Origin of the sequence: Erythrobacter sp. NAP1, from assembly GCF_000152865.1 — a bacterium.
In the GTDB taxonomy this organism is placed as follows: domain Bacteria; phylum Pseudomonadota; class Alphaproteobacteria; order Sphingomonadales; family Sphingomonadaceae; genus Erythrobacter.
Genome location: NZ_CH672390.1, coordinates 1,152,041 through 1,175,710, shown reverse-complemented (window position 1 = coordinate 1,175,710; position 23,670 = coordinate 1,152,041). Strand labels below are relative to the sequence as shown.

Annotated in this window: 22 protein-coding genes; 12 read left to right on the top strand and 10 right to left on the bottom strand. The window is 58.7% G+C overall.

Annotated elements, in window-relative coordinates; all coding sequences use genetic code 11:
* Positions 1-208 precede the first annotated feature (208 nt).
* Both NAP1_RS15840 and NAP1_RS05555 read left to right on the top strand, forming a co-directional pair.
* Complete coding sequence (locus tag NAP1_RS15840; RefSeq protein ID WP_007164262.1) at positions 209-868, top strand: hypothetical protein; 660 nt, start codon at positions 209-211, stop codon at positions 866-868.
* A gap of 46 nt (positions 869-914) precedes the next feature.
* Positions 915-1,382, top strand: coding sequence for a hypothetical protein (locus NAP1_RS05555; protein WP_007164261.1), 468 nt, complete (start codon positions 915-917; stop codon positions 1,380-1,382).
* Here the strand turns inward: NAP1_RS05555 and trmFO are convergent.
* On the bottom strand, positions 1,379-2,764 hold the full coding sequence (gene trmFO, locus NAP1_RS05550; protein WP_007164260.1) for a methylenetetrahydrofolate--tRNA-(uracil(54)-C(5))-methyltransferase (FADH(2)-oxidizing) TrmFO: 1,386 nt from the start codon (positions 2,762-2,764) through the stop codon (positions 1,379-1,381). The two genes, NAP1_RS05555 and trmFO, sit on opposite strands and share 4 nt — an antisense overlap.
* A 64-nt stretch (positions 2,765-2,828) precedes the next feature.
* On the opposite strand from trmFO, the gene NAP1_RS05545 reads away from it, so the two are divergent.
* Entirely contained in the window at positions 2,829-3,479 is a 651-nt protein-coding gene (locus NAP1_RS05545; protein WP_007164259.1) for a lysoplasmalogenase, read from the top strand.
* 5 nt (positions 3,480-3,484) lie between these two features.
* Here NAP1_RS05545 and NAP1_RS05540 read toward each other — a convergent pair whose 3' ends face one another.
* Both NAP1_RS05540 and gyrA read right to left on the bottom strand, forming a co-directional pair.
* Positions 3,485-4,315, bottom strand: coding sequence for a TauD/TfdA family dioxygenase (locus tag NAP1_RS05540; protein ID WP_007164258.1), 831 nt, complete (start codon positions 4,313-4,315; stop codon positions 3,485-3,487).
* A gap of 72 nt (positions 4,316-4,387) precedes the next feature.
* The gene (gene gyrA / locus NAP1_RS05535; protein ID WP_007164257.1) at positions 4,388-7,189 is read right to left on the bottom strand and encodes a DNA gyrase subunit A; all 2,802 of its coding nucleotides are present in this window, start codon (positions 7,187-7,189) and stop codon (positions 4,388-4,390) included.
* Positions 7,190-7,542: 353 nt separating this feature from the next.
* On the opposite strand from gyrA, the gene NAP1_RS05530 reads away from it, so the two are divergent.
* Positions 7,543-8,907 carry a hypothetical protein gene (locus NAP1_RS05530; RefSeq protein ID WP_007164256.1) on the top strand — a complete coding sequence of 455 codons (1,365 nt, stop codon included), beginning with the start codon at positions 7,543-7,545 and terminating at the stop codon, positions 8,905-8,907.
* 78 nt (positions 8,908-8,985) lie between these two features.
* Here the strand turns inward: NAP1_RS05530 and NAP1_RS05525 are convergent, their stop codons facing one another.
* Genes NAP1_RS05525 through NAP1_RS05510 form a run of 4 tightly spaced genes read right to left on the bottom strand, consistent with a single transcriptional unit; the run spans position 8,986 to position 11,731 of the window.
* Positions 8,986-9,708, bottom strand: a complete 723-nt coding sequence (locus NAP1_RS05525; protein WP_007164255.1) for an NYN domain-containing protein — start codon at positions 9,706-9,708, stop codon at positions 8,986-8,988.
* A 56-nt stretch (positions 9,709-9,764) separates the two neighbouring features.
* On the bottom strand, positions 9,765-10,406 hold the full coding sequence (locus NAP1_RS05520; RefSeq protein WP_007164254.1) for a carbonic anhydrase: 642 nt from the start codon (positions 10,404-10,406) through the stop codon (positions 9,765-9,767).
* Positions 10,407-10,439: 33 nt separating this feature from the next.
* Entirely contained in the window at positions 10,440-10,748 is a 309-nt protein-coding gene (locus tag NAP1_RS05515) for a P-II family nitrogen regulator (RefSeq protein ID WP_007164253.1), read from the bottom strand.
* Positions 10,745-11,731: a sodium-dependent bicarbonate transport family permease gene (locus NAP1_RS05510; protein ID WP_007164252.1), complete on the bottom strand. Its 987-nt coding sequence runs from the start codon at positions 11,729-11,731 to the stop codon at positions 10,745-10,747. The genes NAP1_RS05515 and NAP1_RS05510 overlap by 4 nt, the downstream gene beginning before the upstream one ends.
* Positions 11,732-11,840: 109 nt before the next feature.
* On the opposite strand from NAP1_RS05510, the gene lipA reads away from it, so the two are divergent.
* On the top strand, positions 11,841-12,797 hold the full coding sequence (lipA, locus tag NAP1_RS05505; protein WP_007164251.1) for a lipoyl synthase: 957 nt from the start codon (positions 11,841-11,843) through the stop codon (positions 12,795-12,797).
* The gene (locus tag NAP1_RS05500; protein ID WP_007164250.1) at positions 12,797-13,258 is read left to right on the top strand and encodes a type II toxin-antitoxin system RatA family toxin; all 462 of its coding nucleotides are present in this window, start codon (positions 12,797-12,799) and stop codon (positions 13,256-13,258) included. The genes lipA and NAP1_RS05500 overlap by 1 nt, the downstream gene beginning before the upstream one ends.
* Here the strand turns inward: NAP1_RS05500 and NAP1_RS05495 are convergent.
* From NAP1_RS05495 to NAP1_RS05485, 3 genes are read right to left on the bottom strand one after another with little or no spacing between them, the layout of a single operon-like run.
* Positions 13,219-13,731 (bottom strand): CinA family protein, encoded by a 513-nt coding sequence (locus NAP1_RS05495; RefSeq protein WP_007164249.1) that lies wholly within the window; start codon positions 13,729-13,731, stop codon positions 13,219-13,221. The two genes, NAP1_RS05500 and NAP1_RS05495, sit on opposite strands and share 40 nt — an antisense overlap.
* Positions 13,728-14,279 (bottom strand): hypothetical protein, encoded by a 552-nt coding sequence (locus NAP1_RS05490; RefSeq protein ID WP_007164248.1) that lies wholly within the window; start codon positions 14,277-14,279, stop codon positions 13,728-13,730. Before NAP1_RS05490 ends, NAP1_RS05495 begins: the two co-directional genes overlap by 4 nt.
* A gap of 26 nt (positions 14,280-14,305) precedes the next feature.
* The gene (locus tag NAP1_RS05485; protein ID WP_007164247.1) at positions 14,306-15,466 is read right to left on the bottom strand and encodes a bifunctional 2-C-methyl-D-erythritol 4-phosphate cytidylyltransferase/2-C-methyl-D-erythritol 2,4-cyclodiphosphate synthase; all 1,161 of its coding nucleotides are present in this window, start codon (positions 15,464-15,466) and stop codon (positions 14,306-14,308) included.
* Positions 15,467-15,551: 85 nt separating this feature from the next.
* Here NAP1_RS05485 and dusB point away from each other — a divergent pair, with 85 nt between their 5' ends.
* The 6 genes from dusB to hfq all read left to right on the top strand — a co-directional run bounded on the left by dusB (position 15,552) and on the right by hfq (position 23,668).
* Entirely contained in the window at positions 15,552-16,574 is a 1,023-nt protein-coding gene (gene dusB / locus NAP1_RS05480; protein WP_007164246.1) for a tRNA dihydrouridine synthase DusB, read from the top strand.
* 1 nt (position 16,575) lies between these two features.
* Positions 16,576-17,688, top strand: coding sequence for a nitrogen regulation protein NR(II) (locus NAP1_RS05475; RefSeq protein ID WP_083776259.1), 1,113 nt, complete (start codon positions 16,576-16,578; stop codon positions 17,686-17,688).
* Between the two features lie 15 nt (positions 17,689-17,703).
* Positions 17,704-19,125, top strand: a complete 1,422-nt coding sequence (locus NAP1_RS05470; protein ID WP_007164244.1) for a sigma-54 dependent transcriptional regulator — start codon at positions 17,704-17,706, stop codon at positions 19,123-19,125.
* Between the two features lie 70 nt (positions 19,126-19,195).
* Positions 19,196-21,475 carry a HAMP domain-containing histidine kinase gene (locus NAP1_RS05465; protein ID WP_007164243.1) on the top strand — a complete coding sequence of 760 codons (2,280 nt, stop codon included), beginning with the start codon at positions 19,196-19,198 and terminating at the stop codon, positions 21,473-21,475.
* 58 nt (positions 21,476-21,533) lie between these two features.
* Positions 21,534-22,922: a sigma-54 dependent transcriptional regulator gene (locus tag NAP1_RS05460; protein ID WP_007164242.1), complete on the top strand. Its 1,389-nt coding sequence runs from the start codon at positions 21,534-21,536 to the stop codon at positions 22,920-22,922.
* A 167-nt stretch (positions 22,923-23,089) separates the two neighbouring features.
* Positions 23,090-23,668, top strand: a complete 579-nt coding sequence (gene hfq / locus NAP1_RS05455; RefSeq protein WP_007164241.1) for an RNA chaperone Hfq — start codon at positions 23,090-23,092, stop codon at positions 23,666-23,668.
* Positions 23,669-23,670: the final 2 nt, after the last annotated feature.

Here is a 23,670-nt window from a genome sequence, read left to right as displayed (position 1 = left end):
GTCCTTCAGGTCAATCGAGCACGGGAATAGTGCGGGATTTCTGATATCTTCCCGAAGGTTTAGCGCATTGGTGGTAATCGATTTCCAAAGCGGCGTGGTAAACGAAGCCCTAATTCTCGTGCGGAGGTTTAACCCATATCGGTGACCGCGGGCGGGTGGTTCCCGGTGCTTGACAATCCTCGAAAAACTGCGCCTAGCAGCGCCGCAAATGACCTCTCCATCGACCGAAAACCTGCCAGATGAAGCGCAGCTTGCGATCGCTTATACCGCGGCAGCGATGCGCCGACCGTTAACCGTGTTTCTTGAACTAGATGCGCGCCTTGCCCGCATTGTAGCGGCCACGAATGAGCCCATGCTCGGACAAATGCGGCTAGCCTGGTGGCGTGATATGCTGGCCAAACCTTTCGAAGAGCGTCCGCAAGGTGATGCTGTTTTGGATGGGATTGGCGATCACTGGGCCGGGCATGAAGCTGCCCTGTCCGCTCTTGTCGATGCTTGGGAGATCATGCTCGCAGAAAATCTTGACGCTGCGGCAGCGCTGGAATTTGCGACCAATCGCGCACGGCCTGCCGAGGCCCTTGCAGAGATGGTAAGCTCCAACGCCGAACAATCGCACGCGGTGGGGCGGGGCATGATCCGCTGGGCATTGGCAGATGCGGCGGTGAACATCAGCAGTTCGGAAGAGCGGGAGATCCTGCTTCAGCAAGCAACTGCGCAATTGCGGGATCGTGCGAGCTATCCCAGATCGCTAAAAGGGCTACGTATCCTTTCAGCCTTGGCAGAACGTTCGGTTCGCAAGGGTGGACGCCCACTCATGGAAGGTCGAGGCGCTGCGCTCACCGCCATAAGAGCTGCTATGCTCGGGTGATGAATATGTGTTATCCTCCCGACACTTATGGGTCGCGGGAAATGACATGCGTCAGACAGTAATCGGGGTTTTCGTCGGGCTGATCCTTGCAGGGGTCGGGGTGTTCTGGTGGCAGGGCCGTGCCCAAGTTGAGCTTTATGCGCCGCCTCCGCCGGAGCCTGAGGAGCTCGTAGAGATAGATCCGAACGAGCTACCCGAAAGCGATCCGGGCGACATGGTTGGTCCCGCACCTCCCGAAGCGAGCGAACTCACCCGCGAAGAGAGGCGCTTTTTCCGTTACGACCGAAACCGTGATCGGATCATTACGCGGCAGGAAATGCTCTCAAGTCGCAGCGATGCATTTCGCGCGCTCGATGTCGACGGCAATAACCTGCTCACTTTCGAGGAATGGGCCGTGACGACGTCCGAGCGGTTTGAGAAGATGGACGAGAACAAAGACCTGGAACTCACGCAGGCCGAATTCGCAACCTCCGCTCCTCGGCGCAGACCGCGAAGAGCGTCGTGCAATTGCTAGGCTGGAACGGCTTCTTCGCTCGCATCTAGCCATTCGCGCAGGTCGACCTTGGCGCGTGAGGTGTACGCTTCCTTCCTCTGCTTCTTCTTGACCTCGTGAAGAGGCGGGAAGAGGCCGAAATTGACATTCATTGGCTGGAATGTGTCTGCATCTGCATCGCCAGTAATGTGGCTGAGAAGCGCCCCCAGCGCGGTCGAAGGGGGCAATGGGCGCCAATCACGGCCAGACAGTTCGGCTGCCGTCATCATTCCCGAGACAAGACCAATAGCCGCGCTTTCAACATACCCCTCGCAGCCAGTGACCTGCCCGGCGAACCGGATATGCGGTGCAGCGCGAAGGCGCAGTTGACGATCCAAAACCCGAGGTGAGTTCAGGAAAGTGTTCCGATGAAGCCCGCCAAGCCGCGCAAATTCGGCATTCTCAAGACCCGGAATGGTGCGGAACAGTTCAACCTGTGCGCCATATTTGAGCTTGGTCTGAAAGCCGACCATGTTCCACAGCGTGCCAAGCTTGTTGTCCTGACGCAGCTGGACCACCGCGTATGGCCAACGGCCCTGCGGATGCTCTTCCGTAGTATCGTAAGGGTTATCGAGCCCGACACCTTTCATTGGACCATAGCGTAAGGTTTCGACCCCGCGAGCGGCCATGACTTCGATTGGCATACAGCCGTCGAAATAGGGGGTGTCCTTTTCCCATTCTTTGAACTCGGTCTTTTCACCTTCGACCAAGCCCTTGTGAAAGGCGAGGTACTGCTCTTTCGTCATCGGGCAGTTGATGTAATCGCCATCTTCATTCGATGCCTCGGTCCGCTTGTTCCAGCGAGACTGGATCCAGCATTTCGACATGTCGATGCTGTCGCGGTGGACGATCGGTGCGATCGCGTCGAAGAAGGCAAGGCGTTCTTCGCCGGTTGCTCCCACGATGCTTTGTGCAAGCGACTGCGCGGTTAGAGGACCGGTGGCGACAATCGTCAGCCCCGCGTCGGGCAAAGTGTCGACGCGCTCGCGCACGATTTCGACATTCGGGTGCTCGCTGAGTGTTTTCTCAACCTCGGCGCTGAACACATCGCGGTCCACTGCCATTGCGCTCCCAGCAGGAACACGAGCGAATTCACCGGCGCGCATGACGATGGAGTCGAGCTCACGCATTTCGTGGTGGAGCAGCCCGACAGCGTTCTTGGTATCATCGTCCGAGCGGAAGGAATTTGAGCATACCAGCTCAGCCAGGCCATCGGTCTGGTGTGCAGGGGTCATCTCCCCGCTGCCGCGCATTTCGGACAGGCGCACTTTTACGCCGCGGCGAGCAAGCTGCCACGCGGCCTCGCTCCCGGCGAGCCCGCCGCCGATAATGTGGACATCATAATTCGAAGTGGTCTTGGTCATGGTCACGCGAGGTAGCCCTGTGCTAGCTCACCTTCAAGGCCGCAAAGGGGGAAGGGAGCACACGATGTCGAAGCGCGCATTGGTGAACCATCGTCCCTGGCTGCTTGTAGGCGTGATCGCGGCGCTGGCTTACTACTTCCTCTGGAACAACCCGATCGGCGGTATCTGGTTGATACTTCTGAAAGGTTCGGCGGTCGGGTTCCTCGCTATCTACGCGTGGCGCCGCGCGCCAGGCCTGGACGGGACGATCCTTACCATTACCCTCGTCCTTTCCGCAGCGGCTGATATGGCCCTGGAATTGTGGTTCGAAATTGGTGGGGCGCTGTTTGCGGCATCACATCTGGCTGCGACTGTTCTTTACCTGCGAAACCGCCGTGATCAGACGGCACCGAGTCAGCGCCTGCTCGCAATCGCATTGCTGATCGGCGTTCCAGCCGTCTCCTATCTGCTGAGCTCGAGAGCAGATATCGCGGCTTACGCAGCGATCCTTGGCGTGATGGCAGCAAGCGCTTGGATGAGCCGTTTCCCTCGTTATCGCGTGGGTCTTGGCGCTGTGCTTTTCGTGTTGAGCGATTGGCTGATCTTCAGCCGCGAAGGCGCATTCAACCTGGCCCCGTTGCCCGATACGCTTATCTGGCCGCTCTATTTCGCAGGCCAACTGATGATCGCAACTGGGGTCGTGCAGACCCTGCGCGGCGAGCATCCCGTCAGATAGAGCGCCTAGACTGCGGCAATTGTTGAACGGTGCAATTCGCGCCTGTGGCCTTCGTAGCCACCGGTCGCCTTGTGATTGACGCTTCGATTATCCCAGATGACCAGCATGCCGGGTTGCCACTTGTGGCGATAGACGAAGCGGTCCTGCTCGCACCACTGGTGCAATTCTATGATGAGTTGGAAGGCGTCCATGTCGTCCATGCCCTCGATCCCTACCGTATAGCTGATCGAGCAGAAGAGCGCTTCTTCGCCAGTTTCGGGGTGCAGTTTTACGAGCGGGTGTGATTGCCGGGCGAGGGCAGCTTCGCCGGGGCGGATCGACATTGAGCGTCCCTTGTCGTTGTCGCCATACAACCCATCGGGCGCGTAGCCGCGGCTAGCCGAATGGACCGCAGTCATTGCGCGAAGCTCGTCCTTGCGCTTGTCAGGAAGCGCAGCGAATGCAGCAACCTGATCCGAGAAAAGAGTGTCTCCTCCGATGGGAGGAATTTCGACTGCCATCAAGCAAGTGCCGGATGGTGGTTTGCGCAGAAAGCTCCAGTCGCTGTGCCAGTTTTCGGCAAAGAGTGTCGACGTCTCGTCCGCTTCGCGCTTGATCGCGGCAATGTGTTCGTGACCGTCAATTGGATCGAAGAACGGATCTTCGCCAAACCCACCCATTGCTAAGGTGAACCGCTCCAGCGCATCGTCGTCCATCTGCTGATCGGCAAATGCGAGAACCTTGTGCTCAAGCCACGCAGACCGAATGGCAGAAATGTCCGCATCCTCTAGCGCGACTGACAAGTCGATGCCGCTGACCCGCGCCCCGCAGGCCGCACCTGATGGTTCGATATGCATTCCCGACCTCTCCCAAAGTCTGTTTTCCAAACATACTGAAGAGGTCGGGTATGGCAAGTTTCACAGCGGTGCTTACTCGGGCGGGTCTTCGCCTAGATTGTCGTCGGAATGGACCGTGGTGTCAGGCGTGGTCTCGTCGCCCCCACCGCGACGTTCGACCATCTCCTCGACAATGGCTTCCTCGGCCTCGTTCTCGGGTTCCTCGGTCTCGTCGATCTTGACCGCGCTGACAACATGCTCGTTCTTGCCGACAGTGAACAGACGAACGCCGGCGGTGTTGCGACCCATTACTCGCAGGGATTCGAGCCCGATGCGGATTAGTTTTGCCTGATCGGTGACGAGCATGAGCTGCTCGCCTGTTTGGACGACGAAACTCGCGACGACTGAGCCGTTGCGGTCGATATTGTCGATGTTGACCACGCCCTGACCGCCGCGTCCGGTCTTGCGGTATTCGTAAGAGCTTGAAACCTTGCCGTAGCCATTGGCGCAAACGGTGAGGATGAACTGCTCCTTCTCCTTGAGCGCATCATAGCGTTCAGGCGTAAGGTCTGGATCGCCCTCTTTCTCACCCTTCCATGGTGCAAACTTGATGTATTGCTCGCGCTCTTCGGGGGTGGTGCCGGTTGCGCCCAAGGTAGAGAGCGAAACGACTTCGTCTCCGTCGGCGAGTTTCATGCCGCGGACTCCGGTCGAAGTGCGGGAGGTGAATTCACGAACGTCCTCGGCCGCGAAGCGTATCGCCTTGCCAGACTTGGATGCGAGCATGACATCGTCGCTAGGTGCAACGAGTCGAACGCCGATCAGGCGGTCTTCGCTCTCATCGTCGAATTTCATCGCGAACTTGCCGTTTGACGGAATGTTGGTGAAAGCGTCCATTGAATTGCGACGCACATTGCCCTTGGCCGTGGCAAACACGACCGAAAGCGCGCCCCATTCATCCTCGTCCTCAGGTAGAGGCAGTACGGTCCGGATCGTTTCATCCGTGTCGAGAGCGGGCAGCAGGTTGATGATCGGACGACCGCGCGTTGTCGGGCCACCTTCGGGCAGCTTCCAGACCTTCAGGCGATAGACTTTACCAGCGGTCGAGAAGAACAGCACCGGATTGTGCGTCGAGGTGACGAACATCTCGGCGATGGCGTCCTCGTCCTTCGTACTCATCCCTGCGCGGCCCTTGCCGCCGCGATTTTGCGCGCGGAAGGTCGAGAGCGGGGTGCGCTTGATGTAGCCGTCGAGCGTAACCGTCACGACCATGTCGTCGCGCTCAATCAGGTCTTCGTCGTCGAGGCCGTCCCATGCGGGTGCGATTTCCGAAATACGCGGCGTCGCATAGGTCGCGCGAATTTCTTCGAGCTCCTCGCGCATGACCTCGTAAAGCTTCACGCGGTCGGCGAGGATGGCGAGGAATTCCTCGATCTTCTCGGCGAGCTCCTTCAGCTCATCACCAATCTCATCGCGGCCCAACGCGGTAAGACGGTGGAGGCGCAGGTCGAGAATGGCTTTCACCTGGCGGGTCGAAAGCCGGTAGGTGCCGCCCTCCTGATCCGCGCTCGGCTCGATCGCTTCGACCAGTCGGATATACTGGGCGATGTCGCCGATCGGCCATTCCTTGGTGAGCAGGCGCTCACGAGCGGTGGCCGGGTTGGGTGCGCCGCGAATGATCGCGACCACTTCGTCGAGGTTCGACACCGCGACCACGAGGCCGAGCAAGATGTGCGCGCGTTCACGGGCCTTGTTGAGCTCGAATTTGGTGCGGCGCGTGATGACTTCTTCGCGGAAGGAGATGAAGGCCTGGATGAAGTCACGCAGCATGAGCGTTTCGGGCCGTCCGCCACGAATGGCGAGCATGTTGGCCGGGAACCCCGATTGCGCTGGCGTGTGCCGCCAGATCTGATTGAGCACGACTTCGGCGGTGGCATCACGCTTAAGGTCGATGACGATGCGCGTGCCGTCGCGGTTGCTCTCGTCGCGGATGTCGGAAATGCCTTCGATCCGCTTGTCCTTGGCGGCCTCAGCGATCTTCTCGACCAGGCCAGCACGGCCGACTTGGTATGGGATCGAGGTGAAGACGATGCTTTCGCGGTCGCCGCGCAGCGGCTCGATCTCGTGACGGCAACGCATCAGGATTGAACCGCGCCCGGTCGTGTAAGCAGCTTTCGCGCCGCTCGTGCCGAGGATCAGCGGAGCGGTGGGGAAGTCGGGTCCGGGGATGTATTCAATCAGCTCTTCCGACGTGATCGCCGGGTTTTCCATGAAGGCCAGGCAACCGTCAATCACTTCGCCCAGATTGTGCGGGGGCACATTGGTAGCCATGCCGACAGCGATACCCCCTGCGCCGTTGACCAGCAGGTTGGGGAAGCGCGCTGGGAGCACCGAAGGCTCTTGCTTTCGGCCATCGTAATTGTCGACGAAATCGACAGTGTCCTTATCGAGGTCGTCGAGCAGCGTGTCCGACACACGCGCAAGCCGCGCCTCTGTGTAGCGCATCGAGGCGGGCGGATCGGGATCGGGAGAGCCGAAGTTCCCCTGACCGTCGACCAGCGGCACACGCATCGACCATGGCTGCGTCAAGCGAGCGAGCGCATCGTAGATTGCGCCGTCGCCGTGAGGGTGAAAATCACCCATCACGTCGCCGACGATCTTCGCGCTCTTCACGTAAGGCCGTCCGGCGACAAAATTGCCAAGCTTGGACGCATAAAGGATGCGGCGGTGAACCGGTTTCAAGCCGTCGCGCACATCGGGAAGCGCGCGGCTGACGATCACGCTCATCGCGTAATCGAGATAGCTGGTCTTCATTTCATCGACGATGTCGATGCGGTCATATCCGTCTGCGGGGGCAGGGGATGCAGGGTCGATAATGTCGGTTTCGTCGCTCAAAGCGAAAGCCCGTTTCTAGTTGTTGTTTTCGGAAAGAAGTTCTGTTGGTCAGATGTAGGTGCTGGGGCGCGGTTTCGCCATGGCCACAGCGGAACACAAAGGGTACAGACACACCTTTTTCCACACTTGGTGACCGACACGCGGTAGCCTGCGCTCACCTTACCGCTTGCTGAACGATTGTTGCGCGCTTCTTTTCTATTAGTGCGATCCATTCAATCGCCGTTCAGCCCGGTTCGTCTAGTTAGAATTGCAAATGTCGATGCTCTCGCTAAATGAGCGGCGCAGACATTCATAAAGACCGCGACGACTGGAAGCCGTGCGGCAATAACATCACTCGCTGGAGGACCCCCCATATGCTTACACTTATTTCGCGCAAGCGTGCTTCGTCGTTCGCACTCGCGATTTCGCTTGCGACCGGCACGGCTGTTATCGGCACCGCCGTATTCCCGACCGAAGCAAGCGCTCAGCGCCGCGACCGTGACCGGGATCGCGACCAGCAGCAAGAATCTGATGGTGGCGGTTACAGCGACGCATTCCGCGCTGCCTACGTACCGCTTGATGAAGCCATGAAGGCTGAGGGCGGCGACATCACCAGCATGCGCGCCCAGTTCCAGCAGCTCGCTGGCGTGCTGAATACGAACGACGAGAAGATCGCCGGCGGTGGCTTGATCTTCAACGCAGGCATCCGTCTGCAGGATCGCCCGCTGCAGCTGCTTGGCATGGAAAACATGCTGGCAAGCGGCAAGGTCCCGGCTGAGCAGGTTGGCCGCTACAACTTCATCGCTTATCAGCTTTCGAATGAAGCACGCGACTACGCCAAGGCGCGCCGCTATCTTCAGGGTGCGATTGACAACAACTTCACCACTGAAACGATCAGTGCGTCCTCGCTGCGTATTGCGATGGCTGAGAGCTTCTTTGCCGACAACGATCTGACTTCAGGATTCGATTACCTTCAGCAGGCGATTGCCGATCAGAAGGCGTCGGGCCAGCCGGTCGATGAACAGTGGTATCGTCGCGGTGTCACAGTTGCATACGAAAACGAAGTCGTGCCGACCGTCTACGATTTTGTCACGATGTGGATCAGCGATTATCCGTCGGCCACAAACTGGCGTGATGCGATCAATGTGGCTCGCAATCTCAATACCTATGAAGGTCCCGAGATTCTCGACCTCTTCCGTCTCAGCCGCCGCGTCGGTGCACTTAGTGACGCATCGGACTACGACTATTACGTGGAAGCAGCCGACGCACGGCGTCTGCCGCGTGAGGTCAAGGATGTGATCGACGAGGGCATGGCGGCAGGTGTCGTCAGCTCGGGCAACCTGTTCATCACGGAAGCGCTTGAGACCGCCAACAGCCGTATCGCAAGCGACCGCGCCGATCTTCCGGCGCTTGAGCGCGATGCACTGGCATCCGATGCCGGCCTTCGCACTGTGGTTGCAGCCGGTAGCGCATTCCTTAGCTACGACGAGTTCGGCAAGGCAGAGACCTTTTACGAGAAAGCGCTCGGCATGGCTGGCGTCAACACCAACGAAGCGCTGACCCGTCTGGGCATCGCGAAGCTTGGTCTTGGCAAGTATGACGAGGCACGCAGCACCTTTGCTCGCGTGTCGGGCAACCGCGCTTCGATCGCCAAGCTCTGGATCGCTTATGCCAATGAGCTTGAGAAGAACACTGGCGGTGCTGCGGCTCAGTCGGCAGCATCTGTCGAAACGATGTAAGCACCCAAAAACGGGAAAAGAAAAGGGCGCCGGGAGCTGATCCCGGCGCCCTTTTTCGTTCGGCCCTAAGCGCGACAATCAGCGCAGGCGTTTCACATACACCTGGTTGTCGTCGCGGTGTTCGAGCACGAAGTTGTCGAAGCTTTCGAACATCTCCTTGAGGCTCTTGAAACCGTGGTTCCGCACGTCAAAGCTGGAACGGTTGCCGGCAATCTGGCCAACCTGCGAGAGACGGGCAAAACCGCCGTCCTTTTTGGCCTCGGAATAGGCGGCAAGGATCAGGTCATCGAGTTCGTCGTCGACGGAAGATGCGTCTTTCTTGCTGCTCTTTCTTGCATTGGGTGTGTCCGCTGCGTTCGTCGCGATCAGCTGCTTGATATCGATGAAGCGGGTGCACACCGACTTGAAAGCTTGCGGAGTTTTCGCCTCCCCGAAGCCGTAGACGATGATTCCATCCTGCCGAAGCCGGGTAACGAGCGGAGTGAAGTCGCTGTCCGAGGTCATGATGCCAAAGCCGTCGACCTTGCCCTGATAAAGAAGGTCAATGGCGTCGATCGTCATCGCCATGTCTGTCGCGTTCTTGCCTTTGGAGACGTCGAACTGCTGCTGTGGGCGAATGCCGAAACGGTTGGTGATCTTATCCCAACGCGCAAGATTGTCCTTCGCGAAGTTCCCGTAAGCGCGGCGAATATTCACCTGTCCGAGCTCCGCCATCACGGTAAGGACGGGGTCGATACCTTCGGGCGTCGTGTTGTCCGCGTCTATCAGAAGGGCGATATTCTTGAGTTCTGCGTCAGGCATGCAGCGCTCAATGACGGTGCGGCCAAACTAGGGCAAGCGAATATTCTTGCGCTGGATCAGTCTTCAGGCAGGAACTCGCCCGTTTCCTCGTCGAGCGAGTAGAGCACACCTTCCTTGATCGAGAAGTGCGCGCCCCGCAGCTTTATCTCGCCCACTGCTTCCTTGTCCGCGACCCACGGAAAGGTGCGCAGGTTCGCAAGGCTTTGGCGTATCGCGGCAAACTCCATGGCCAACTCAGCCTTGCGGCCCGTCGTTCCGTGTTTTCGCTCTACGGGCAACCGCGCTTCGCTGAGCAGGTCAATCCAGTTGGCGATAAAGCCGCCTTCGCCAGGCTCCTTCTCGAGATAGCTGCCGCTCAGCGCCGCCTTGCATCCGCCGCAGCGGCCATGCCCCATGACGAGGATCTGCTTCACCTCAAGCATCTGAACCGCAAATTCGACCGCTGCAGAAACGCCGTGAAGACCGGGCTTTTGTTCGAATGGAGGGACGAGCGCCGCCACATTGCGCACAACGAAGATCTCGCCCGGATCGACGTCGAAAATCTGTGCAGGATCGACGCGGCTATCAGAGCAGCCGATGATCATGAGCTTTGGGTGCTGACCTTTAGCTACGGTCTCATCGAAGCGAGCTTTCTGGCGAGGATACGTATCCTCGCGAAAGCGACGATAGCCCTTCAAGAGCTCAGCAAATTCAGGCAACGATCCCTCCCTACGCGTCGGCGCTTTTCTCCCTTAGAAACGCTCGCCGCGGATAACCTGCACGTCCCACATACTCAGGACGAAGCCGAGATGTGTAAGCATGGGAGCAAGCTCTTCTGCAAGCGCCATCGCCTTGTCTTCCGCAGCAATTGTCAGCACAAGCACCTTGTCTGTGCCCATCACACTCTCTTCGCGCCAGACACCTTCACGGCCTTTGCCGCTTGTGACGGGGACAATTGTCCAACCGGTAATCCCGATCCGGTCGATTGCGTCAGTAACCCGGCGCTGAAGCGCCTTGTCGGCAAGGATTTCGATGCGCTTGCGCGTGACAGTTTCAATCATTGCATCGCTCCATTGGCGCCGGTCAAAGATGCCGCGAGCGCGCTTATCAGGCCGATATTGATCAGCACGTTGAACGGAAAGGTGATGCTGAGCGACATGGTGAGATAGATGCCCGGATCAGCGTCGGGGAGGGCTAGTCTCATCGCGGCAGGGACCGCGATGTAGCTTGCGCTGGCACACAAAACGCCCAGCGCCGCAGCAGAGCCTGCATCGAGGCCAATGACCACGCCAAGAGTGGTGCCGACTGCGCCATTCACGATGGGCAGGAATATGGCGATGGCACCGAGCCTCCATGTGATTGAGCGCGACTCCATGATCCGCCGCATCGCGATCAGGCCCATGTCGAGAAGGAAGATACAAAGGACGCCCTTGAACCCTGCCTCGAAGAACGGGCTGACAGGTGCAAAACCGACTTCTCCTCCAACCATCCCGATCACGAAAGCGCCCAGCAGCAACATGATCGAGGAGTTCGTGAAGACTTCATGCAGCATTTCGCCCGTCGACTGTGTGCCCGCCTTGCTACCCATACCGCGCGCGAGCAACAGGCCGCTGAGGATTGCTGGCGCTTCCATCGCGGCCATGACGGCGACCATGTAACCACCGGGCTCGCGCGACTGTCCGGTCAGGATCTCAACCGCTGTGACAAAGGTGACGACGCTGATCGATCCATAGTGCGCTGCGACCGCGCCTGAATTGATGCGGTCCAGCTTGCCGAATGTCTTGAGAACGCCATAGGCGAAGAATGGCAGGATGAAGCCTGCGGCAATGCCCGCTCCGAGTGCGGAGACGACGGTAACATCAACGCCCGACTTCGAAACTGCAACACCGCCTTTCAGGCCGATCGCCGCCATGAGGTAGAGCGACATTGCCTTCGCAATCGGTTCCGGGATCGCAAGGTCAGAGCGCGCGAATGCCGCAAACAGGCCAAGGACGAAGAACAGCACGACCGGCGAAGTGAAGGTCTGGATTGCTGTCTCGAACATGGCGTTGGGGGTAACGGCTTTTCGGTTTTCTGCAAGTCACGCCCGCTCAACGAACTAAGCCGATCGGCTACGCTTGCAGCATCGCCGCGTGGGGCCTAAATGGACCCGCATGAACGACCTCTCCAATCTGCCTGAGGCAGCCAAGAGCGAAGAGCGCCCACAACGTCAGCGCAAGCCTGACTGGATCCGCGTCCGCGCGCCAGTGAGCCAAGGCTACAATGAGACGCGCAAACTTATGCGCGAGCTCAACCTGAACACGGTTTGTGAAGAGGCCGCTTGCCCCAACATCGGTGAGTGCTGGTCGAAGAAGCACGCGACGGTCATGATCCTCGGAGATGTTTGCACCCGCGCCTGCGCGTTCTGCAACGTCAAGACCGGCATGCCACGCCCCGTCGACCCGATGGAGCCCGAGAATACGGCCGTGGCTGCGGCAAAGATGGGCCTTGAACACATCGTCATCACCAGCGTCGATCGCGATGACCTTCCCGACGGTGGCGCAGGGCAGTTCGTTAAAGTGATCGAGGCACTGCGTCGCAATACGCCCGACACCACCATTGAAATTCTGACACCGGACTTCCGCGGCAAGATGCGCCCTGCGGTTGAGGCAATCTGTGAAGCTGGGCCCGATGTCTACAACCACAACCTCGAAACCGTCCCGAGGCTTTATCCGACGATTAGGCCCGGAGCGCGCTATTACGCATCGCTTCGCCTTCTCGAAGAGGTAAAGGCGCACAACCCGCTGATCTTTACGAAGTCAGGCATCATGCTCGGCCTTGGTGAGGAGCGCCTTGAAGTGCACCAGGTCATGGATGACATGCGCAGCGCCGATGTCGATTTTATCACGATGGGCCAGTATCTTCAGCCAACGCCCAAACACGCCAAGGTGGAAGAATTCGTCACGCCAAAGGCGTTCGGAGCATACGGTTCTATCGCTCGAGCCAAAGGCTTTTTGCAGGTTGCTTCCAGTCCCCTGACGCGTTCGAGCTACCATGCTGGCGATGACTTTGCTCAGATGCGAAAGGCGCGCGAGGAAAAGCTCCGCAAAAAGGATCGGCTGAGTATCTGATGGTCGGTATCCGCGAAACCCGCAGGCTGCCGTATAGCGCCGACCAGATGTTCGATCTGGTCGCCGATGTCGCTCGCTATCGTGAGTTCCTGCCATGGGTCATCGCGACACGCGTCCGCTCGAACAGCGAGACCGAAATGGTTGCGGATATGGTGGTCGGCTTCAAATCAATCCGTGAGACATTCACGTCGCGCGTATCCAAGGATCGCCCTCGCGAGATCGCGGTCCACTACGTCGATGGCCCCTTGTCCGATCTCGACAACGTCTGGACCTTCAGGCCGATTGACGAAAACACGTGCGAGATCGACTTTTGCGTTGATTTTGAATTCAAGAACCGGGTGTTTCAGGCGCTTGCTGGCCAATATTTCGACCGGGCTTTCCGCAAGATGGTCGCCGCTTTCGAAGCACGCGCGCACGAGCTTTACGGTAACAACAACTCGAGCGCGCAGATCGTCGCCTGATGCCGGATCGCGGCGCGGCCGCTTGGTCCTTCGCCGCCTTCGAAGTGCTTGAGTTCGCCCTCGGGCTCACCGTCCTGGTTGCGATAGGCTCTGGCAAAGACCACCGTTCCAACTGGCTTTAGCTGAGTCCCGCCGCCGGGGCCTGCTACGCCGCTGATTGCAACCGCGACATCGGCGTTTGAGCGTTCCAGTGCGCCGGTGGCCATCGCCCACACGCATGCAATCGAAACGGCGCCAAAGGTTTCGATGATATCCTGGGCCACACCCAGCGATTCCATTTTCGCTTCGTTCGAATAGGTGATGAAGGCACGGTCGAGCACGGCGGAAGAGCCCGAAATCTCTGTGATCGCGCCAGAGACGAGACCTCCAGTGCAGCTTTCTGCGGTGACGACCTTGCGCCCAGCGGCTTCATTCTCTGCCACCACTCGTGCGGCGAGGTCGGTGATGTCTTCTGGGAGGATGTAATTGCTCACTCTGCGGTGCTTTCGCTCGCAGCCTGTTCTTCATCCTCACGCGCACCCAGCTCTACGATCAGGCCCACCATCTGTGCGATATTGTCTGCCGGAAGCGGATCAAGGATCTCCAGGCCGCGCTCGATAACCTCGCAGTCGTCCGTCTTGATTTCCTGACCAATCAATCCGCCGACCAGCCCGTCGACGAATGGACGCAGTTCGTCATCTCCCAGCATGGCGAAGACGGCGGTCATCTCACGCGCATCCTCATCACCGCTCGCCATCATGATCATGGCGTCTTTTGCGGCAGGCCACGCATCATCCATTCCATCGGAAAACTTGGCCATAAGCCGGTCAGAATTGCTCAGTGCGTAACCGCCCTGGTCAAGATTGGCCGAGCACTTGGTCACGAAGCTGTCGAACGCAATCGGGAGCGCATAGCGCGATGCCGCCGCAACTGCTGCGGGGTCGAGATTGCTTGGCTGCGCAGCGGCAGGTGAAGCGCTGAAAGTGGCGGCTGCGGCGAGCGATACAAAAGCGAGTTTTGTAGCGTTGATGGTGTGTTTCATGTCGAAAGGTCCGTCCTTTTCTCTTCTCAGTTTGCCGCGTGAAGCGCGACAATCGCCTGTGCAGCGATACCTTCACCTCGGCCGGTAAAACCCAGCTTTTCTGTCGTCGTTGCCTTGATACTAACAGCATCTTCTCCAAGGCCGGTAATCCTCGCCACTTCAGCCCTCATGGCGGGGCGATGTGGGCCGATCTTCGGGGCCTCACAGATAAGCGTTAGGTCGATGTTTCCGAGCGCGTAACCCGCTTCCTCAGCAAGCTTAACGGCATGTTCTAGGAATTGACCTGAGCGTGCTCCTGCCCATTGGTCATCGCTTGGTGGAAAATGCGTTCCGATATCGCCGTTGCCGATGGCGCCCAGCACCGCATCGGTTATCGCATGAAGCGCCACGTCGGCATCGGAATGGCCAGCCAAGCCGTGGGTGTGTTCAAGCTTTACACCGCACAACCACAGCTCTTCGCCTTCTGCCAGGCGGTGGACGTCATATCCTTGTCCGATGCGGAACGGGGCAATACCGGCTGTGTCCATCAGGTCTTCTGCAAAAGTGATCTTCTTGAGGCGTTCATCACCCTGAACCAGTGCGACTGAACCTTGCATGGCTGCAAGGACTTGCGCGTCATCTCCGGCATCGGTTTGTGAATTCCATTCGCGGTGAGCAGCAAGAATGTCCTCAAACCGGAAAGCCTGGGGAGTCTGCACTCTTCGAAGGGTCTCCCGATCGGCCTTGCCCGCCATGGTGCTGGCGTCACTGGCGACCGCGAGGCTGTCGACGACGGGAAGGGTCGGGATCGCACCTTGATGCTCATCCAGAGCTGCAAGGAGCCGCTGGATCACTTCCAACGGCAGGTCGGGGCGAGCTGCATCATGGATGAGGACTTTTGCCGGCGGTTCTTCCGCCAATGCTTCAAGCCCGGCTCGCACGGAATCCTGTCGTGATGCGCCGCCTTCCTCAAATCGAAACCCGGTAAGACCCTTCAAAGCATCTTCGGCATCATCCTCGGCTCCAGTTGCGATCACCACCAAAAGAGGATCCGCACCAGCGGCGCGAAGAGTCTCGACGGAATGGCGGATAAGAGGCTTGCCGCGCCAGTTGCGATACTGCTTGGGCGTGTCGCCGCCGACCCTCAATCCCTTTCCCGCTGCAACGACGATAGCGGCAAATGGGGGGAGGGTGGTGGCTTGGTCCATGGTGGCGCCAGCGCTTAAGGTCTGGACGCAAGTTTCGCAATCCACTATGCGGCTGCCCAATATTTAGGCATACTCTCTCCAACCCATGACAGACATACCCACTCCTCCGGCGCTGAAGCCGATCGATATTGGTCCTGTGACAATCGCAGAGCCTGTGCTGCTCGCGCCAATGACTGGTGTGACCGACATGCCGTTTCGCACCTTGGTGCGCCGCTATGGGTCGGGCCTCAACGTCACAGAGATGATCGCCAGCGAGGCTGCGATCCGCGAGACGCGGCAGTCTGTCCAGAAGGCGGAATGGGACAAGACCGAAGAACCCGTTTCGATGCAGCTGGTCGGCTGCGATCCTTCAAGCATGGGTGAGGCAGCCAAGCTTCAGGAAGGCAACGGCGCTGCAATCATCGACATCAACTTCGGCTGTCCGGTGCGCAAGGTTGTCGGCCAGTTCGCCGGTAGCGCGCTCATGCGAGAAGTGCCGCTTGCAACCAAATTGATGGAGGCCACGGTAAAGGCCGTCGATGTGCCCGTGACCGTCAAAATGCGTATGGGCTGGGACCACCAGAGCCTCAACGCGCCCGAAATGGCACGCATCGCCGAGGACCTTGGTGTCAAGATGATCACCGTTCACGGCCGCACCCGCAACCAGATGTACAAGGGCAGTGCGGACTGGTCCTTTATCCGCAAGGTCAAAGAGGCGGTAAACATCCCGGTGATAGTCAACGGCGATATCTGCACTATTCAAGATGCTGCCACCGCGCTTGAGCAATCTGGCGCAGACGGCTTGATGATTGGACGCGGCGCTTACGGCAAGCCATGGCTTCTCGGTCAGGTTATGCATTGGTGGCGCACGGGCGAAAGCATTCCGACGCCCAGCTTTGACGAGCAGTATTCGGTCCTGGTTGAACACTATCACCGCATGCTCGATCACTATGGTCGCAATGTTGGCACCAAGATCGCTCGCAAGCATCTTGGCTGGTATACCAAGGGCATGCACGGCTCGGCTGAATTCAGAAACCGTGCAAACTTTATCGATGATCCCGACGAAGTGCTGGGCGAGATCGAACGGTTCTACGAGCCCTTCCTTGGCCGCACTGCCAAAGCTGCCTGATATGTCGGTCAAACCTGAGGCGGGCAGGTCCGATATAGCGAGGTTCGATCCTTCCAGGCCTGATGCTCGTGATCAGCTTTCCGGCCTATTGTTTGCGCTCGTGCTGATCGATCCGACTTCGGCGATTGCCGAGGTCAATCATGCAGCCGAGAACTTGCTTGGCCGAAGCGCCAAGCGTCTAGTTGGCAAGCCATTGCTTGAGGCCATTGGGCCGCTTGATCCAAGGGTCGAAAATCGCCTGACAAACACCGACGAGGCGCTTGTTGCTCGCGATATCCTGATCAATGCGAGTGAGGCCGAAAAGCGGGTTAATTTGACCGTCAGTCCGCTTGGAGGCTTTCAGGGCTGGAGAGTGGTGACATTCTCCGAAATTGGCCACGAAGAGACGGGAAGCGACGACGATCTTGGTTCATCGCTCGGTGCGCCTTCTATCTTGGCCCACGAGATCAAGAACCCTCTCGCGGCGATCCGGGGTGCCGGGCAGCTGGCGGCTCGCAAGCTTCCGCTGAAGGACAAGAAGCTGGCCCGCATGATCACGGATGAGGTCGACCGGATTGCGAGACTCATCGACCGGATGCAGCAGCTTGGCTCGCGCACGGCAGAGGTGGCAGAAGCCTGCAACCCGCACGAGGCGATCCGTTCGGCGATTGCCACGGTTCGCGCAGCAGGCGGCGCGAAGCCGGTGGAAATCAAGGAAGAGTTCGATCCCTCAATTCCACCGGCATACGCCAATCGCGACGCTTTGGAGCAGGTACTGATCAACCTCATATCGAATGCGCGCGATGCCGCCTGCTCTGGTGCACGCGGCGAGATCACAGTGAGAACCCGGTTCGTATCCGGCCTTGCCTTTAGCGCGATCCGCTTGGGACGAGCGGTGCGCCTGCCGGTTGAGATCACCGTTTCCGACAACGGGCCCGGCATTGATCCAGCCATGCGCGACCATGTGTTCGAGCCATTCGTGTCGTCAAAACAATCCGGCCAGGGGCTGGGGCTGGCTCTCGTGCGAAAACTTGTTCGCGACATGAACGGATCGATCTCGCATGAGCGTGACGCGAAGCGCGGCCTTACGCATTTCCGGCTTCATCTGCCCTTGGCCAAGACACCCCAGGAATAGGGATCCTCTAAAGCAATGTCAGGTACGCTCCTCCTCGTCGAAGATGACAGCGCAATTGCCACGGTGATTACCGCTGCGCTCGAGGATGAAGGCTTCGAAATCCAGCGGTGCTCTTCCATCCGGGAAAGAGATCAGCAGTTGGCTGCGCGCTCTTTCGACCTAATGCTGACCGATGTGATGCTCACCGACGGGGATGGCCTTGCGAGCCTTTCTTCAGTGCGTGAAGCCGCGCCCGACATGCCTGTAATCGTGCTGTCTGCACAGAACACGCTCGATACCGCCGTGCGTGCAAGTGACAGCGATGCCTTCGAATATTTCCCCAAGCCCTTCGACCTCGATGAACTGGTGCGCACTGTGCTCCAAGCGGTGGGGACCGGAACAAATGTCGCAACCGCGATACCGGATAGCGAAGGCGACGGCATGCCCCTGGTTGGACGAAGTCCTGCTATGCAAGGCGTCTACCGGATGATCACCCGCGTCCTTCGCAATGATCTGACCGTCCTGGTGACCGGCGAGAGCGGGACCGGCAAGGAGCTGGTCGCAGAAGCTATCCACCAGCTCGGAAGCCGACGTACCGGACCGTTCGTGGCGGTGAACACGGCAGCCATCCCGCATGACCTCGTCGAAAGCGAACTTTTCGGTCACGAGAAGGGCGCGTTTACAGGGGCCGTTGCGCAAGCCATCGGCAAGTTTGAGCAGGCCAATGGCGGAACCTTGTTTCTCGATGAGATCGGCGACATGCCGGCTGAGGCACAGACCCGGCTTTTGCGCGCGCTCCAGTCCGGACGAATTCGCCGGGTCGGCGGTCGCCAGGAGATCGCGGTTGACGTTCGCATCATCGCGGCAACCAATCGTGACCTTGCCCCGATGATCACCGCGGGCAAGTTTCGAGAGGATCTTTTTTACAGACTCAACGTGGTGCCAATCGAATTGCCACCCCTGCGTGAAAGACGTGAGGACGTCGAAGTGCTTTCGCAGCACTTCCTTTCTCAGGCCGTGGAAGATGGCTTGCCTCGGCGCCAGCTCACCACCTCCGCGATCGAGCGGCTTGAAGCGCGAAACTGGCGCGGGAATGTCCGCGAACTTCGCAACGTGATCTACCGGCTTGCCCTGATGAGCCGTGAGGACGCGATCGACGCATCGAGTTTGGGCGACATTCTGGGTGAGGAGGCTCCGTTCTATCCTGCAGAGAGCGCTGGAAGGGGAGGCATTGCCGCTGCCCTCGACGTCTGGCTTGCTCAGGAGGAGCCCGCGCCGGGCACTGTATACTCCAGTGCGATTGCGGCTTTTGAGAAGCCGCTCATCGAGCATGCTCTGGGTGAGACAGGCGGCAACCAATTACGCGCAGCCAAACTTCTCGGGATCAATCGAAACACTCTGCGCAAGCGTATCAGCGAGCTAGAGATAGAGCCTGATCGCTTCGCAAGACCGCTTTAACGCAGTTATGCGACCAAAATGTCACTTTGGGCTTGCGCAGATACAACACTAGCGTTGTAACTCCGCAACTATGGAAGGCTCAGTCGCCAACCCTGTTGATGATGGCACCGCGCAAGATCGCGCGGTCAATCGCTTGCAACCGCGCCAATCCCCGCGGTGGTGGCGCCAATTCGTAGTGAGTTCGCGGCGAGCCAATGTCTTCCGCTGGTTAGAAGCATTGGCGGTCATCGCGCTGATCATCGCGATCATTGCCAATTACCTCGCGTATTCGAACCAGCCTTCCGACTCAGGCGGGCTCCCATCGCTGCAAGTATCCTTGCTGTTGGTGGCAGTATTGGTGCCCGCAATGGCACTGTTGGTCATGATCGGGCGCCGAATGGCGTTGAGCCGAGCTGCAGGCAGCACAGCCCGGCTTCACGTGAGGCTCGTGTTCTTCTTCTCGATGGTTGCAGCTGTCCCGACGCTTCTCGTGGCCGGATTTGCAGCGTTCCTCTTTCAAACAGGTGTCACCTTCTGGTTCTCCGATGAATCGCGCGGCCTGTTGGAGAATGCAAACGAGCTTGCTCAAAGCTACTACGATTCCAATCAGAGAGACGTCGAACAACAGACCATCACGATGGCGACAGACATGCGGGAAATCCTCTTGCGTGTGCCTATCCCCGATCCCGATTTCCCCGAGCTCTACTTCTACCAGATGCAGGCGCGTGAGATTTCGGAAAGCGTGATCCTGCAGAGAATGGACGACGATTCGCTGCGCACAGCCGCTGCGCTCAACGTAGTGGAAGGCAATGACCCCAGCGTTTTCAGTGAAGCTGCGCTGCCAACGCTGGACACCGGTGAACTGGTGGTGGTGGAGGGGAGCGCAGAGAGGATCGCTGCGGTCGCACCGATTGATCGTGAGGCAGGCATCTACCTCTACAACGCTCGCACCACTGAAGAGACGATGTTCAATGCCTGGTCGCGCGCTCAGGCCATTTCAACAGCTTATGACACGCTAACCAGCGATGCGCGCACGCTGCAACTGCGGTTCAACATCGCTCTCGTTGCGATGAGTCTTTTGTTGGTAGGCATCGCGGTCTGGTTCGCCCTGCGATTTGCAGATCGCCAGGTTGAGCCCCTCACAGACCTCGTTGGCGCCGCGCGAAAAGTGGGGCAAGGCAACTTCGCTCTTAGAGTTGAAGGCAGAACGGGGGCGGATGAAATTGGCCTGCTCAACCGGGCATTCAACCGAATGACGGCGCAACTCGAAAAACAGACCGATGCCTTGGTGAGTGCAAACCGTCAGATCGACGACCGGCGCGCCTTCATGGAAGCTGTGCTGGAATCAGTCACCGCAGGTGTGATCTCGGTCGATGAGAACAGCCGCGTTCTGCTGATGAACGAGTCTGCATATGGCCTTTTGTCAGAAGATAGCACCGAGAGCGCAGAAGAGGGGCCGGCTGCGCTCGTTGGGAAATCGCTCGACGAATTGTCTCCTGAAATCTGTCAGATGGTGCGAGAAGGTAAGGAGCGCGCAATTGTCACTCAGCCGCGTGGCACTGACCTTTTGACCCTCGCTGTGAAAGTCGCGCCTGGCTCCAGCGGTCACGTCATCACTTTCGAGGACATCACGCGCCAACTGATTGACCAGAGGCAAGCGGCTTGGTCCGACGTCGCTCGCCGTATCGCGCATGAAATCAAGAATCCGCTCACCCCGATTCAGCTCGCAACGGAGCGCCTCAAGCGTCGCTATCGCAAACAGGTCGAAGGTGGCGATGCAGAATTGTTCGACGAATTGACCAGTACGATTGTCAGGCAGGTTGGCGATCTGAGGAAGATGGTCGACGAATTTTCATCCTTCGCCCGTTTGCCCAAGCCTGTTTTTCGATCAGAAGACGCGCTTGATCTCGTGCGGCAGGCGGTCTTCCTGCAAGAGGTCGCTCATTCCGATATCGCGTTCGCTGTTTCTGCCGATGATCTTAGCGAGCGCGAAATCCAGTGTGACCGGCATCAGATGGGCCAAGCCCTGACCAACGTGCTCAAGAACGCTGTCGAAGCGGTCGAAGCGCGCGCCTCCAACGCGGACGAGGCGTTTTCAGGACGCATTGGCGTGACGATGGCCGATCAAGGTGAATGGGTCGCGATCGTGGTCGAAGATAACGGGATCGGCCTTCCGACGGACCGCGATCGTATCGTCGAGCCATATGTAACAACCCGCGAGAAAGGCACAGGTCTCGGCCTCGCAATCGTGAACAAGATTGTTGACGAGCACGGCGGGGACATGAGTTTTGCCAACGGCGAGGATGGCGGGACGCGCGTCACGCTGCGTTTCGCGCGTCACCCCGATCCAGATGCGAGCGAGGCCGTATGATGATCTCGCACACACCCCAGTTTCAATCCCCGATGACTACCCTCGTGAGGAGAAGCGCATGGCGCTCGATATCCTGATTGTCGATGATGAACGCGATATTCGCGACCTTGTTGCCGGCGTACTTGGCGATGAAGGCTATGAATGCCGAACCGCTGCGGACTCCACCAGCGCGCTCGCTGCCATAGATGAGCGCCGGCCTAGTCTCGTCCTGCTCGATGTCTGGTTGCACGGAAGCGAGTTGGACGGGCTTGAAACACTGGACGCGATAAAGCAGCGCGAGCCTGACGTGCCCGTGATCATCTTCTCGGGCCACGGCAACATTGATACCGCGGTCTCCGCAGTCGGTCGCGGGGCAATGGACTTCATTGAAAAACCCTTTGAAGCTGAGCGACTGCTTCTCCTGGTCGAGCGTGCAACGGAAACTGAGCGTTTGCGCCGCGAGAACACCAATCTTCGCGATGCGAGCTGGGGCGGTACGGACTTCACAGGAAATTCGAGCGCAATCAATGCTGTCCGCGCAACTCTCAAGCGCGTTGCGAACACTGGTAGCCGGGTGCTCATCACTGGCCCGGCGGGAGCGGGCAAGGAAGTCGCGGCGCGCATGCTCCATGCATGGAGCAGCCGGTCGGACAATGCCTTTGTGCTCGTCAATTCCGCGCGAATTACGCCTGAGCGCTTTGAGCAGGAGCTCTTTGGAGAGGAATCCGACGGAAAGCAGGTCCGACCCGGTCTCCTCGAATTGGCCGATGGTGGCACGCTCTATCTCGACGAAGTCGCAGATATGCCGCTTTCAACACAGGCCCGTATTCTCCGCGTGTTGACAGAGCAGAGCTTCGTCCGGGTCGGGGGCACGCGTCAGATTGGCGTTGATGTTCGGGTGGTCTCTTCAACCACGCGCGATCTGGCAATCGAAATGGAGGAGAAGCGGTTCCGCGAAGACCTGTTCTATCGATTGAACGTTGTTCCTGTATCTATCCCTTCGCTGGCTGACCGGCGCGATGACATTCCTGCACTCGCCGAGCATTTCTTTACGCGTTATTCGACCGATCAGGGACTGCCTCCGCCCGAAATCAGTGAAGAAGCAATGGCTGCCCTCCAGGCGTATGACTGGCCTGGTAACGTGCGCCAGCTTCGCAACGTCGTCGAGCGAACGATCATCATGACGCCGCGTGAACGCCTCAATGTCGTCGAGACTGATATGCTTCCTGGTGAGATCACCGGCGGGAGGCTCGCTGGGTCGGGCCCGGGTCTATCGACCATGATGGGTGTGCCCTTGCGCGAAGCGCGCGAGAGCTTTGAGCGCGAATATCTCGCGATCCAGATACGCCGCTTTTCGGGGAACATCTCGAAAACCGCCACCTTCATCGGGATGGAACGATCAGCGCTCCATCGCAAACTCAAGCTTCTGGGAATGGCGGACCGGCGCGATGCTGAGCGCAAGGGGTAGGGCTGACCACCCGACCCCAAGAACGGCCAGATTTGCGATGTGATGAAATATCCCATTGCGGCAAGGCATTGCAGTCGCCATTATATGAGTTGAGCTGCAAATCAGTCCGGGGGGGCTGGCGGCGTCATGCGGACTGAACGAACGGCCGCCAACAACAGGAGCACAACATGTCCACCGGGCGAACCCTCTCTCCGCGCCCTTCTGCGAGATCCTCCGAGACAAGCGATAGTCAGTCGCGTTCGACTGCAAGCGGGTCTCGTCAAGGCAACCTGCAGGATGCCTTCCTCAACCTGCTGCGCAAGAACAAGACGCCGGTCACAATGTTTCTTGTAAAAGGCGTTAAACTTCAAGGGATTGTCACGTGGTTCGACAATTTCTCGATCCTTTTGCGCCGTGATGGCCAATCGCAATTGGTCTATAAGCACGCCATTTCCACGATTATGCCATCTGGCGCGGTTGATGCTGAACAGTTCAGCAATCGCGGTGCCGGAGGAAAGCAGCGCATGCTGCAAGATGTGTTCCTCAGCCGTGTGAGTGAAGCTGGCGTTCAGGTGACGATGTTCCTCGTCAATGGCGTGATGCTTCAGGGACGGATCGCTGCATACGATTTGTTCTGCATGCTGCTGGAGCGGGAAGGGGCCGTGCAACTCGCTTACAAGCACGCGGTTTCAACAATCCAGCCTGCAAGCCCAGTCGACCTCTCCGATGATGCCGGCGAGGACGACGATTACGGGGACGATTACTGAGT